This is a genomic window from Eoetvoesiella caeni, assembly GCF_003315175.1.
Lineage (GTDB): Bacteria > Pseudomonadota > Gammaproteobacteria > Burkholderiales > Burkholderiaceae_B > Eoetvoesia > Eoetvoesia caeni.
The window spans coordinates 612,309-625,443 of record NZ_QNRQ01000001.1 but is presented as its reverse complement, the minus strand read 5'-3'; the positions used below and the strand labels follow the sequence as shown (position 1 = coordinate 625,443).

The 13,135-nt window shown below is 59.4% G+C and carries 12 protein-coding genes; 7 read left to right on the top strand and 5 right to left on the bottom strand.

Annotation, left to right across the window (positions count from 1 at the left end; translation table 11 throughout):
* Window positions 1–33: 33 nt before the first annotated feature.
* Genes lepA through DFR37_RS02845 form a run of 6 tightly spaced genes read left to right on the top strand, consistent with a single transcriptional unit; the run spans window position 34 to window position 5,573 of the window.
* On the top strand, window positions 34–1,827 hold the full coding sequence (gene lepA / locus DFR37_RS02870; protein ID WP_113931720.1) for a translation elongation factor 4: 1,794 nt from the start codon (window positions 34–36) through the stop codon (window positions 1,825–1,827).
* Between the two features lie 37 nt (window positions 1,828–1,864).
* The gene (lepB, locus tag DFR37_RS02865) at window positions 1,865–2,752 is read left to right on the top strand and encodes a signal peptidase I (protein WP_113931719.1); all 888 of its coding nucleotides are present in this window, start codon (window positions 1,865–1,867) and stop codon (window positions 2,750–2,752) included.
* Window positions 2,752–3,513, top strand: coding sequence for a ribonuclease III (gene rnc / locus DFR37_RS02860; protein ID WP_113931718.1), 762 nt, complete (start codon window positions 2,752–2,754; stop codon window positions 3,511–3,513). Before lepB ends, rnc begins: the two co-directional genes overlap by 1 nt.
* A complete protein-coding gene (gene era, locus DFR37_RS02855; RefSeq protein WP_113931717.1) occupies window positions 3,510–4,397 on the top strand; it encodes a GTPase Era in 888 nt (295 codons plus the stop codon). Before rnc ends, era begins: the two co-directional genes overlap by 4 nt.
* The gene (gene recO, locus DFR37_RS02850; protein ID WP_113931716.1) at window positions 4,390–4,977 is read left to right on the top strand and encodes a DNA repair protein RecO; all 588 of its coding nucleotides are present in this window, start codon (window positions 4,390–4,392) and stop codon (window positions 4,975–4,977) included. Before era ends, recO begins: the two co-directional genes overlap by 8 nt.
* A gap of 5 nt (window positions 4,978–4,982) precedes the next feature.
* Complete coding sequence (locus DFR37_RS02845; protein ID WP_113931715.1) at window positions 4,983–5,573, top strand: PIN domain-containing protein; 591 nt, start codon at window positions 4,983–4,985, stop codon at window positions 5,571–5,573.
* A 143-nt stretch (window positions 5,574–5,716) separates the two neighbouring features.
* On the opposite strand, the gene DFR37_RS02840 is transcribed toward DFR37_RS02845, so the two are convergent.
* The 5 genes from DFR37_RS02840 to DFR37_RS02820 all read right to left on the bottom strand — a co-directional run bounded on the left by DFR37_RS02840 (window position 5,717) and on the right by DFR37_RS02820 (window position 11,894).
* A complete protein-coding gene (locus DFR37_RS02840; RefSeq protein ID WP_113931714.1) occupies window positions 5,717–6,424 on the bottom strand; it encodes a Bax inhibitor-1/YccA family protein in 708 nt (235 codons plus the stop codon).
* 193 nt (window positions 6,425–6,617) lie between these two features.
* Window positions 6,618–8,009 carry an amidohydrolase family protein gene (locus DFR37_RS02835; RefSeq protein ID WP_113931713.1) on the bottom strand — a complete coding sequence of 464 codons (1,392 nt, stop codon included), beginning with the start codon at window positions 8,007–8,009 and terminating at the stop codon, window positions 6,618–6,620.
* A gap of 20 nt (window positions 8,010–8,029) precedes the next feature.
* A complete protein-coding gene (locus tag DFR37_RS02830) occupies window positions 8,030–9,421 on the bottom strand; it encodes a nucleobase:cation symporter-2 family protein (RefSeq protein ID WP_113931712.1) in 1,392 nt (463 codons plus the stop codon).
* Window positions 9,422–9,871: 450 nt separating this feature from the next.
* The gene (locus tag DFR37_RS02825; RefSeq protein ID WP_113931878.1) at window positions 9,872–10,315 is read right to left on the bottom strand and encodes a DNA polymerase III subunit chi; all 444 of its coding nucleotides are present in this window, start codon (window positions 10,313–10,315) and stop codon (window positions 9,872–9,874) included.
* Between the two features lie 58 nt (window positions 10,316–10,373).
* Window positions 10,374–11,894 carry a leucyl aminopeptidase gene (locus DFR37_RS02820; RefSeq protein ID WP_113931711.1) on the bottom strand — a complete coding sequence of 507 codons (1,521 nt, stop codon included), beginning with the start codon at window positions 11,892–11,894 and terminating at the stop codon, window positions 10,374–10,376.
* A gap of 54 nt (window positions 11,895–11,948) precedes the next feature.
* Between DFR37_RS02820 and lptF the strand changes: the two genes are divergently transcribed.
* Window positions 11,949–13,067, top strand: a complete 1,119-nt coding sequence (lptF, locus tag DFR37_RS02815) for an LPS export ABC transporter permease LptF (RefSeq protein WP_113931710.1) — start codon at window positions 11,949–11,951, stop codon at window positions 13,065–13,067.
* Window positions 13,068–13,135: the final 68 nt, after the last annotated feature.

The following is a 13,135-nucleotide window of genomic DNA, read 5'->3' as shown; positions in this document are numbered from 1 at the left end:
CAGGGCACTGCCCGGGTTTTCTTGTATTGGTGTATGGATCATATCCGCAACTTCTCCATTATTGCCCACATTGATCACGGTAAATCGACACTGGCCGATCGCCTGATCCATCGTTGCGGCGGCCTGGCCGACCGGGAAATGTCGTCCCAGGTTCTTGATTCCATGGAGATCGAGCGCGAACGTGGCATTACGATCAAGGCGCAAACCGCGTCTTTGAGCTACAAGGCCAAAGACGGCCGGGTGTATGCGCTTAATCTTATCGACACTCCGGGACACGTCGACTTTTCCTACGAGGTCAGCCGCTCTTTGTCGGCCTGCGAAGGCGCGTTGCTGGTGGTCGACGCCACGCAGGGGGTGGAAGCTCAAACGGTGGCCAACTGCTATACCGCCATCGAACTGGGCGTCGAAGTCATTCCGGTCCTGAATAAAATGGACTTGCCCTCGGCCGATCCGGACGGCGCACGCCAGGAAATCGAGGACGTCATCGGCCTGGACGCTTCCGATGCCATCATGGCCAGCGCCAAGACCGGCATGGGCATAGACGACATCCTCGAAGTCGTCGTTGCCAAGGTGCCGCCTCCGGTTGGAGACCCGCAAAAGCCATTGCAAGCCCTGATCATCGATTCATGGTTCGACAACTACGTCGGCGTGGTCATGCTGGTGCGCGTCGTCAACGGTATATTGCGCCCCAAAGACAAGATCCTGCTGATGGCCAGCCACGCCACGCACTTATGCGAGCATCTGGGCGTTTTTACGCCCAAGTCCGAGCCCCGGCCGCTGCTGTCGGCGGGCGAAGTGGGTTTTGTCATTGCCGGCATCAAAGAACTTGAAGACGCCAAGGTCGGCGACACCATTACGCTGGCCGGCAAGCCCGCGCCTGCGCCGCTGCCGGGCTTCAAAGAAGTCAAGCCGCAGGTGTTCGCCGGGCTTTATCCCGTTGAAAGCAGCGAATATGATCAGTTGCGCGACTCCCTCGAAAAACTCAAGCTTAACGATTCATCGCTGATGTTCGAGCCCGAAGTCTCGCAGGCCCTGGGCTTTGGGTTCCGCTGCGGGTTTCTAGGCCTGCTGCACATGGAAATTGTGCAGGAAAGGCTGGAGCGCGAATTCGACATGGACATCATTACGACGGCGCCGTCCGTCGTTTACCAGGTCGAACAGCGCGACGGCTCGGTCTCCATGATAGAAAGCCCTTCGCGCATGCCCGAGGTAGGCAATATTACCGAGATTCGCGAGCCCATTGTCACGGTCACGCTGTTCATGCCGCAAGAGTACGTTGGCGCCGTCATGACGCTGTGCATGGCCAAGCGCGGCGTGCAACTGAACATGGCGTATCACGGGCGCCAAGTGCACCTTACGTACGAAATGCCGCTGGCAGAAATCGTGCTGGATTTTTTCGACAAGCTCAAGTCGGTGTCGCGCGGCTATGCCTCGATGGACTACGAGTTCAAAGAGTACCAAAGCTCCGACGTGGTCAAGGTCGACTTGCTGATCAACGGCGATCGCGTCGATGCGCTGGCCATGATGGTGCACCGCGCCAATGCCCGCTACCGCGGCCGCGAAGTCGTGTCCAAGATGCGGGGGCTGATCCCGCGCCAGATGTTCGATATAGCCATCCAGGCGGCCATCGGCGCCGAAATCATCGCCCGCGAAAGCATCAAGGCCTTGCGCAAAAACGTACTGGCCAAATGCTATGGCGGAGATATTTCACGCAAGAAAAAATTGCTGGAAAAGCAGAAAGCCGGCAAGAAGCGCATGAAACAAGTCGGCAACGTCGAGATTCCCCAGGAGGCCTTCCTGGCGATCTTGCAGGTCGAAGATAAATAAATCCATAGTCAACCAAGATCGATAGGATGTGGTGTATATGAGTTGGGATTTTGCCCTGATATTGTTCGTGTTGCTGGTGGTCACCGGAGCCGTCTGGCTTGTGGACCTGGCGTTCCTGCGCCGCAAGCGCTACGCCCGCGCCGAGGCCGTCATGGCGGTATTCGACGCCAACCCGACCGGCGTCGGCACGTTCGAGGCGGCCCGGCTGCGCCAGCAGGCCTACGACAAGGCGCACCGCATACCCTGGTGGGTAGAGTACTGTGTCAGCTTTTTTCCGGTCATCCTGTTTGTATTCGTGCTGCGCTCGTTTTTGGTCGAGCCATTCCGGATTCCGTCCGGCTCAATGTTGCCCACCTTGCAAAACGGCGACCTGATCCTGGTCAACAAGTTTCAATACGGCTTGCGCCTGCCTGTCATCGATAAAAAAATCGTCGACCTGGGCGAACCCAAGCGGGGCGATGTCCTGGTGTTTCGCTATCCCGTCGATCCGACTGTCGACTACATCAAGCGCGTGGTGGGGCTGCCTGGCGACGTTGTGCTCTACCAGAACAAGACCTTGTCGATCAACGGCAAAGAAATTGCGCATCAGCGCGACGGCGACTATTACGAGCCAGATCGCTCGGCGTACGTCGGCCGCTATACCGAGAACCTGGGTACGAAGCAACACGAGATTCTGCTTAATAAAGATGCGCGGCAGGACTTTATGGCCATTTCGGACTATCCTTATCGAAGCAACTGCGAATACCTGGGCAATGGCGTGCGCTGCACGGTCCCGGCCGGACACTATTTCATGATGGGCGATAACCGCGACAACAGCCTCGACAGCCGGTATTGGGGTTTTGTGCCCGAGCAGAATATTGTCGGCCGCGCATTCTTCATCTGGATGAATTTCAGCGAGCCCAGTCGTATAGGCCGGTTCCGGTAATGGTCACTAATGCACATCTCGAAACAGCAATCGATTATCACTTCAGTGATAAGGGGTTGCTGCAGCAAGCGTTGACGCACCGCAGCCATAGTTCGCATCACAACGAGCGCCTGGAATTCCTGGGCGATTCGGTCCTTAATTTTGTTGTCGCCGCCTTGCTGTTCCAGCGCTTCCCGCGTATTGACGAAGGCGATTTGTCGCGCCTGCGCGCCAATCTGGTCAAGCAGTCTTCGCTGGCCGATATCGCCCAAAAGCTGGAGCTGTCCCAGTATTTGCGCCTTGGCGAGGGCGAGCTCAAAAGCGGCGGCTTTCGCCGTCCGTCCATTTTGGCCGATACTGTGGAAGCCATTTTCGGCGCGGTCTTCCTGGATTCCGGCTTCGATGCCGCGCAAAAAGTGATTGCCAGGCAATATGCGCCTATTTTGCAGAATGTCGATCCCCAAACCCTGGGTAAAGATCCCAAGACCCTGTTGCAGGAACTTCTGCAAGGGCGCAAGCTGGATCTTCCGCTGTACACCGTGGTGGCAACCCATGGCGCGGCGCATAACCAGATGTTCGAGGTAGAGTGTACGGTTCCGGCGCTGGATATCAAGGTAGGGGCCGCGGGCTCCAGCCGGCGCGCGGCCGAGCAGCTTGCCGCCACCCAGGCTATCGCCTCCATCCAGCAATTGGTCCCGGCCAAGGGCGCGGCCTCGCGCTCCAGGGCCCGCAAGTCCACGCAGTTATCTCTGCCTGTTGCAGTACCCCAGGAGCGTAAATGAGCCAAGCATTCCATTGCGGTTTTGTCGCCATCGTAGGGCGCCCCAATGTCGGCAAGTCCACGCTGGCCAACACCCTTATCGGCAGCAAAATATCCATTGTCTCGCGCAAGGCGCAAACCACGCGCCACCGCATCCACGGCGTCCTCACGCGCGAACACGAACAATTCGTCTTCGTCGACACGCCCGGTTTCCAGACCCGCCATGGCGGTGCCATGAACCGCATGATGAACCGGGTCGTGACCCAGGCGCTGGCCGATGTCGACGTAGTGCTGCATGTGGTCGAGGCCGGCAAGTGGTCGGCGGGCGACGCCCAGCTTCTGCCCTTGCTGCCCAAGGGCGACAAAACACTGCTGGTTGTGAATAAGGTCGACGCCCTGAAAGACAAGAACGCCATGTTCGCCTACGTCAGCAAAATCATGGCCCTGCATCCTTATGCGGCGGTCGTGCCGGTCAGCGCGTTGCGCGGCGTGCAGCTCGAGAATTTGCTGGGCGAAGTGGCCAAGCGCCTGCCCGAGGGCGAGGCCATGTTCGATACCGAAGCCCTGACAGACCGTTCGGTGCGGTTCATTGCCGCCGAACTGGTACGCGAAAAAATCTTCCGCCTGGTCGGCGACGAACTGCCTTACGGCTGCACGGTCGTCATTGAACAATGGGAAGAAAACGACAAGGGCGTGCGCATTGCCGCCTGCATCGTGGTCGAGCGCGAAACCCACAAGCCCATCCTGTTGGGCACCGGCGGCGCGCACATGAAGCGCATTGCGTCCGAAGCGCGCCAGGACATGGAAAAACTGCTGGATAAATCCGTATTCCTCGACGTGTACATCAAGGTACGCAAGGGCTGGTCGGATCGCGAGGGGGCCTTGCGCGAACTTGGGTATGAGTAGACGTTCGAACCGTGTCCAAGATGTTCGGGGGTATATGCTGCACGCCTCGCCCTGGCGTGAAACCTCTCTGATTGTGCATGTCTTTACCCGCGAACATGGCAATGTGTCGCTGGTTGCCAAAGGGGCAAAACGCCCGTATTCCGTTTTGCGCCCGGTGCTGTGCGCTTTCCAGCCGCTGTCCTTGTCATGGAGCGGGGCCGGCGAGATCAAGACGCTGGTGCGTGCCGACTCGCTGGGCATCCAGCCCTTGGGCGGGCGGGCCTATATGTCGGCCTGGTACATGAACGAACTCTTGCTGCGCCTGCTGCCGCGCGAGGATCCCCACGATATTTTATTCGACGCCTACGACGCGGCCTTGCAGCAACTGGCGCAAGGTTCCAAGGCGGCGGGGGCGTTACGGCGCTTCGAATGGATCTTGCTCAACGAAACGGGCTACGGTGTGGACGAGGCGTTGCCCAATTTCAACGATGCCGAGGGCGAGCCCGAACTGCGCCGCTCTTTGCGCGAACGTCTGGACGAACTGTTGGCCGGCCGGCCCCTGCTTACCCGGAAAGTCCTGATGGAGCTGCAGCGATTCTGACCGCTATGCCCGACATCATCGTCATCGATACCTGCGTGCTCATTTCCAATGTGCTGCGCCGCCTGCTGCTGCGCATGGCCGCGCACGGCTGTTTCCAGCCCGCCTGGAGCGCAGTGATAGGCGATGAGTGGCGGCGCAATGCCGCCCGCATCTGGGACGTTCCGGCGGCCGATATCCAGGCGCAGTGGGATCAATTGCAACGGGACTTCCCGTTGGCCGACCAGGGCGATGTCAGCGCCTACAAACAGGGTTTGCAGCGTAGCGACCCCAAGGATTGGCACGTCATTGCCGCGGCGCTGGCCGCGCAGGAGCGCAATCCCGGCAGCACCGTGGCCGTCGTGACACGCAACATCAGGGATTTCAATCGCAGCGAATTGCGCCAGCGCGGGCTTTTTCTGTTCGAGCCGGACCAGTTGCTGCAGTTGTACTGGCAAATCAACCCTGAACTGCTGCGCGGCCTGTGCGCCTTGATTCTTGCCGACTACGCCGAAGTGGGCCGGGCCGACGAAACACTGGAAGCCGTGCTCAAGCGCGAGCGCCTGTTTCGCCTGAACCGCCTGTGCGCAATGCCGGCGCAAGAGGGCAAGGCAGCCTGAGCGAAATACGGCAGGGCCGGGCAACTGCCAAAGAAACGAAGGATCAATCCGCAATCGCCATATGGCCCAGAAGCATGTGTAGACGGCAAAATGCATTGGGGCCGGAATTTCCGGCCCCAAATAGTATCTACGGCTTGGCTGATTTATTCGCGGTTGCCGCCGAAGATGCCCAACAGCATCAGCAGGTTCGCAAAAATATTGTAGACGTCAAGATAGATGGCCAGGGTAGCCGAGACGTAGTTGGTTTCGCCGCCCCGGATCACGCGTTGCAGGTCGACCAGCAAAAACGCCGAGAAAATGGCAATGGCCATGACCGAGACGGTAAGCACCAGCGCCGGCAGCTGCAGGAAGATATTGGCCAGCGAGGCGACGATCAGGATAACGACGCCGATGAACAAAAACTTTTGCCAGTGCGAGAAGTCGCGCTTGGTGGTGGTGGCCACGCTTGCCATGGCTCCGAAAACCACGGCGGTGCCGCCAAAGGCCAGCATGATAAGCTGCGAGCCGTTGGAAAAGCCCAGGACATGACCGATAAGGCGCGACAGCATGAGGCCCATGAAGAATGTAAAGGCCAGCAGCAGGGCTACACCCAGCGAGCTTTCTTTGTTGCGCTCGACCAGATACATCAGGCCAAATGCGCCGATCAGGAAGACGATGGCGCTGGTGCCGGGGCTGGCCGCCATAAAGCGGTTCATGCCGCTGCTGAGCCCGACAAGCGCGCCCAGAACCGTGGGGATCATGGACAGCGCAAGCAGCCAATACGTGTTGCGCAAGACGCGGTTACGCACCACGCCTTCTGTGCCGGCGTATGCGCCCTGGACTGGAAGAGGGGGTTGACGAAAATCGCTCATGAAATATCCTTTTTGCCAATAGGCGGTGTTGTTGCGTGAAACCCGCGGCAAAGCCCCATGCTGCAAGCATGGGCCAAACCGCAATGGTACATACCAAATATAGCACTTAAAGCCTGGCGCCCCGGCATTCCGAAACCGGAATATCAAGGCGCCGACAGCCAGTAGCTAGAATAACTGACAAATAGCTGAATAATCAAGCCATAGTAGGGCTGTTTCCCCGTATCGGTATATTCAGGCGGGTTACCAGTTGCCGGCATAAGTGGTGGGCTTGTGCCTTGATTTCCTCGCCGTCGGCCAAAAGCAGGCGCTTGTTTTCATAGACGACTTTGCCGTCCACCATCGTCAGCGTTACGTCGCGCCCCGATCCCGAGTACACCAGGTTGGCAACCAGATCGAAGCAGGGCGCTTGTGCGGGCGTATCGAGCGAAACAACCGCAATATCGGCCAATTTGCCTGCGCTGATCTGGCCCGCGTCGATACCGGCAAGCCGGGCGCCTTCACGCGTGGCCAGCTCGAAGGCGTCCCAGGCGTTGCTGGCGACCGGGTCCAGCGCGGACAGGCGCTGCACATACACGACCTGCTTCATAATTTGGAACAAATCCATGGAATGGCCCGCCGCGCCGTCGGCGCCTATGCCTACGGTTGCGCCGGCGTGGCGCAAGTCCTTCAGGCGCATGGCGCCCGACGCCAGGTATTGATTCGACATGGGGTTGTGGGCAATGCCGCAGCGGCGTCGCCCGGCGATTTCCACTTCCTCATCGTCAAGCCAGATGGCGTGTGCGAATGTGGCATTTTGATCCAGCAGGCCTTCACGCTCCATCCAGACGAAAGGGCGCGCCCCGTAGGAACGTTGATAGATATCGGGGTCGATGGGGGCTTCGGAAACATGGGTTTGCCACTTGACCTTGAATTCGGCCGCCAGCGCTACCGACTGGCGCACCAGGTCCTGGTCGTTATAGATGATATTGATGGGAGAGGGCCAGATGGCAATGCGATCGTCCTGCCATTGTTCCAGGCATTCGCGCATTGATGCGATTTCGTGGCCGGTGTCGTGCTGGAACAGGGCTGGATCAAGTCCGTTGTCGCGGGCTACATCGGTAAATGGACCAAACATGCCGCGCGCGACGACGCCGCGCAGGCCCATGTCGCGCAAAGCCGCCGCCACGGCCAATGTAGTGGCGGTGTCGGCGGGGGCATAGTGGTTGTCGATGATGGTGGTCGTGCCGCAACTGACCGCCTCCATCGCGCCGGCCCGCACCGCGGCAATGGCTTCAGCCGGCGAGATGTTGGCCGCAAGCGGCAGCATGAATTCGCCCAGCCATTGCCACAGGGCCATGCCGTCGCCCAGGCCTCGGCCAGCCACCTGGAAAAGATGGTTATGGGTATCGATGAGTCCCGGGATCACGGCCTGGCCACGGCAGTCGATGCGGCGTGCCGCTTGCCAATGCTCCAGGCTTTCGGCGGAGCCGACAGCCGCAATGCGGTTGCCGCGCACAGCGACTGCGCCGTCCTTGATAAGGCGGCGCTCGTCGTCCATCGTTACTACAGTGCCGTGCATGAACAGGGTGTCGCAGATATCGGGCATGGGGAATTTCCGTAAAAGAGTCAAGGTCGGGCGCTGGACTGGGCCATGCCCAGCTCGGGTGGTGCGGCGGCTTCGGCCGGATCGTCGGACAGGTCCAGTTGGCTGTGGCGCACACCATTGAAAATCACGTTCAGGATTACGGCGGTAATGACTGTCAAGAGCACGCCGCTTTGCAGGAAGGGAGCCATGTATTTCGGAAAGGCCGAGAAAAAGTTCGGCGACATGGTGGGTATCATTCCTACGCCCAGGCTGATGGCCAGAATAAGCGTGTTGTGGCGGTTGTTGCGGAAGTCGACGCTTTGCAGAATGCGTACCCCAGAGGCCGCGACCATGCCGAACATGGCGATGGCCGCTCCGCCCAGGACGTAATGGGGAATGGTGGCAATGACATGGGCGACTTTGGGCAGCAGTCCCAGCATGATCAAAAAGATGCCCGCCGCGGCGCAGACATAGCGGCTGCGTACGCCCGTGATTCCCACCAGGCCGATATTCTGCGCGTACGAAGTGTAGGGAAAGGCATTGAAAATACCGCCGATGGTGGCACCCAGGGCATCGGCGCGCAGGCCGCGCTTGAATTCGCTGCGCGTGATTTTATGATTAAGGATTTCCCCCAATGAGAAAAACAGGCCGATTGACTCGACCATGGTGATCAGCACAATCAGCGTCATGGTGATGATTGCTACGGGCTCGAAGGTGGGCAGGCCGAACTGGAAGGGCCGCACCATTTCCACCATGGGCACGGCGTCAAGGCCGGTGATACTGACTTTGCCGAAGGCAACGGCCACCAGCATGCCCGCGGCGATGCCGGCCAGCACAGCCAGGCTGCTGAAAAAGCCGCGGGCAAAGCGGGCCACCAGCAACGTAACCACCAAGACCAGGCCGGCTACGCCGATATAGAAGGGGTTGCCGAAGTCGGCCGCGCCATAGCCGCCGCCGGCCCAGGCAATGGCCACGCCCAGCAGGCCGGTACCCAGCGAAAGCAGCGTGGCGCCGGTAACCAGCGGAGGAAACAGCGGCAGCGCCTTGATGATGACCGGCATGAACAGAAAACAGATCAGGCCGGCCGCGATAATGGCTCCGTAAAGGCCGGGCAAACCCATTTCAGGATTCATGCCGATGGCTATCATGGGTGCAATGCCCGCATAGGAAACTCCCATCATGACCGGTAGCCTGATGCCTATCCACTTGCCGATGCCCAGGGCCTGCAGCAACGACACTAGCCCGCAGCAAAGCAAGTCGGCGTTGATCAGAATGGCAAGGTGCTCGGGAGAGAGGTTAAGCGCTCCGCCGACGATCAGCGGTACGGTGACAGCCCCCGCGTACATGACGAGGACATGCTGCAAGCCTAAAGTGGCGGTGCGTCCTATGGGTGGACAAGTATCGATGTCATCGATGAATTTCTGGCTTTTCATGGTTGTCTCCTCGAATGGGAATGGTGCTGCATAAGCCTCTATGGGCATTTTTAGAATTGAACCGGCTGGACTGGGTTGCCGCACGCATTTCGGCCGCTATGTGCAAGGAGCGGCTAATATTGTTTTGCGGGTTGAATGGTTTTCTGCGTTGGGTGATGCCGGTAGCTTGAAAAGCCGGACGGGACTGCGAGTACGCTGCTGATGCCGCGTCGATTGAGTGAAGGTACTATCTTGGATGGAGGCAGTGAAGCGCATTGCGATAGGGATCCTTGAGGGATACTGTGCAAAAAGGCTTGTAAAGGTGCAGTTAATTAAACACGCCGCCTTCTTATTAAACAAATTATTTTATTTTAATAATTAATCTATTTTGTTTATGAATCATGGCAGCCCCGGGTCTTCGAAGAAAGGCTCGGCCTTGCGGCCGGAGTTCCGTGGCGGGCCAGGGAAATATCAGGGCTTGGCAGGCCGGGCGGCCCGCCCTGAAATATCGTGTGCGTGAAGCTCGTGGCCTTGGGCCTTGTATTGCTTCCAGCGCTCGCGTGCCGCCATGGTTTCCTCTTCGTCCTGGGATACGATTTCGAGCACCCGCTCGAATTGTTCGCAACCGGCGGGACAGTCCGCGTCCAGGTTAAGCAGCCATGCATCGGGCCTGGCCGTCGGCGGCGCGCTGGTAAGCAGGACGGGCGTCTGCGCGGCCAGGGGGTCGTCGGCGAACACATGGGGAACGAATGCCGTGGCGGCGACGCCCCACAGCATTTGGTCGAAGCGTTCCAGCAGCGGCATATCGCGGCTGTACACCACAACCGGATGTCCCGCCTGATAATGCTTGCGCACGACCTCGCAGGCCGCACGCAGGCGATCGGCGGCGCCGAATGCGAAGTCTATGCGGGCCATCACGCTGACCCGCCAGGCCGGCGGTATGCCGGCCTTGTCAGTTGCCAAGACAGGCTTTTCATGCCTGATTGAGCAAGTATTGAATCAGCATGGGCACGGGCCGGCCCGATGCGCCTTTGTCCTTGCCGCTACGCCAGGCGGTGCCGGCGATGTCGAGGTGAGCCCAGCGGTATTTGCCGGTAAAGCGCGACAGGAAGCAGGCCGCCGTAACCGAGCCGGCGGGGGGGCCGCCGATATTGGCGATGTCGGCAAAGTTGGAGCGCAGCTGTTCTTGGTAGGCTTCTTCAAGAGGCAGGCGCCATGCCGTGTCGTTGGCTTCTTTGCCCGCGCGCAGCAGGCTTTCGGCCAGCGCATCGTCGCTTGAGAAAAGGCCGGTATTGACGTGGCCCAGCGCGACGATGCAGGCACCGGTCAGCGTCGCGATGTCGATGACGGCGGCGGGCTTGAAGCGCTCGGCGTAGGTCAGCGCATCGCACAGGATCAGGCGGCCTTCGGCGTCGGTGTTGAGGATTTCGATGGTTTGGCCCGACATGCTGGTTACGACGTCTCCGGGCTTGTTGGCGCGCCCGCTGGGCAGGTTTTCGCACGAGGGGATGAGCCCGATGACTTCCTGGTCGATCTGCAGTTCTGCAACGCTGCGCAGCGCACCCAGGACGGTCGCGGCCCCGCACATGTCGTACTTCATTTCGTCCATGCCGCCGGCCGGCTTGATGGAGATGCCGCCCGCGTCGAAGGTAATGCCTTTGCCCACCAGCACGATAGGCGCTTTATTTGTCTTGGCGGCTGTTTTTGCGGCTGTTTTGGCGGCGGCGGGAGGGGTGTACCGCAGCACAATGAAGACCGGCGGTTCGTACGAGCCGCGCGCTACGGAAAGAAAGGAGCCCATCTTGAGGGCTTCAATCTGCTTGCGGTCGAGCACTTCGGCTTTGAGGGTCTTGAATTCCTTGGCCAGTTTTTTTGCAGTGTTGCCCAGATATGTGGGCGTGCAAATATTGGCCGGCAGGTCGCCCAGCAAGCGGGTAAGATTCATGCCGTTGGCGATGGCGCTGCCGGCGTTAAGCCCCAGTTGCGCTTCGGCTGCATGATTACGCGGCACCGAAAGCGTAATTTTCTTTAATTTGGGGCGGGCATTGGCGTCGCTTTTGCTTAGCGTGGCGTCGTAGCGGTAGGTGGACTGGCCGGCGGCCACGGCAGCGGCTTGCGCGCGCTGGCCCAGAGAGCTGTTGGGGCAGTCGATGGCGGCCAGGGTTGAAACGCCCTCGATCAACTGGGCCTGTGCGCAATAATTGGCAAACGTCAGCTCAGCGCCGGCATGGGTTTTGGCGTTGTAGGACTCTTGTTTGCCCAGGCCGACTAAAATAACCCGGGCGGCCGACACGCCATTCAGGTTTCTAAGAACCAAATGGGTGTTAGGCTTAGCCTGAAACTCGGATTTAAGCACGCTTTTCAGCGCGCCATTGCTGGCTTGGTTGATAATGTCGGCCGCCGGGCTAAGAATGCCGTCGGCAAATACGCCGATCGCCAACGCAGACGTTTTGATTTGGTGCAACGAAGCAGTGGTCAGTGTGCTAAATTCCATACGAGTTCCCGAAAGTGTCTATAGGATGCTGTCGATTATCCCGCATTTTCTCTTATGTCACTATTCAAGCGTTCTGTAGTCTCCGAAATCCTGGGTCATGGGGGGGTGGTATTTTCCACCTTGCTGGTGGTATGGCTTAGCGTGCTGCTGGTTCGCCTGCTGGGCGAAGCCGCCAACGGCACCATCGGAGCCGACGTGGTCTTCGGTCTGGCCGCGTTTTCCAGCATCACGGCGTTGCCGACTATTTTGTCGGTGTCGCTGTTCATTGCCGTACTGACTACGGTAACGCGTAATTTCCGCGAATCCGAAATGGTGGTCTGGTTTGCCAGCGGCCTGTCGCTTAAAGACTGGATCAACCCGGTCATGCGCTGCGCCGTGCCTGTGGCCGTGCTGATCGCCTTGCTGACTTTGCTGGCGTCGCCCTGGGCCTACCGCCAGATAGAAGAATACCGCCAGCGGTTCGAACAGCGCTCCGACTTGTCCAAGGTCACCGCGGGCCAGTTCATTGAAACCCAGGATGGGGCCAGGGTGTTTTTTGCCGAAGAGCCCACCAAGCCGGGAGACGAGCTGGGGAAGGTTATTGCTCGCGTGCTCGAGCCCGACTGGCTTAGTGTGATTACGGCCGATAGTGCGCGTGTCCAGAATGAAGCCAATGGCGACCGCTTCCTGGTGCTTAGCCACGGTCGGCGCTACGATCTCAAGCCGGGCAACAACGAATTCCGGCTATTCGACTTCCAGCGCTATGGCTTCAGGCTGGAAAGCAGCGGCACGGCTACTTCTCCAGATGCATTGCGCGCCACGGTCGAGCGCCAGATCAAGGCGCGGCCCACGATGCAGCTATTCAAGGACGCCACCGATACGGCTCGTTCGCAACTTATGTGGCGCATTGCCTTGCCGCTGGCAGCCTTGAACCTGGCCTTGCTGGCGCTGCCACTGGGGGCGGTCAATCCCCGCCTGGGACGATCGGGCGATATCCTTATCGCGGGCCTGGTCGGCCTGCTGTATATGAACCTGATCAATTTATCGCGGGGCTGGATCAGCAACGGCAAGCTGGATTTCGGGATAGGGGTGTGGTTGATCCACGCTTTGTTCCTGGCCCTGATGGCTTATATGATGTGGCGCAAGCTGCGGGTCAAGGCGCCAAAGGACTCCGTTGGCGTGAGTGCCGCCTGAACCCGCAGGCGCGGGTCGAGCCGGGCGACTTCGCGGCAGGCTTCCTAGCAAATTCGCTAAGAAGCTTA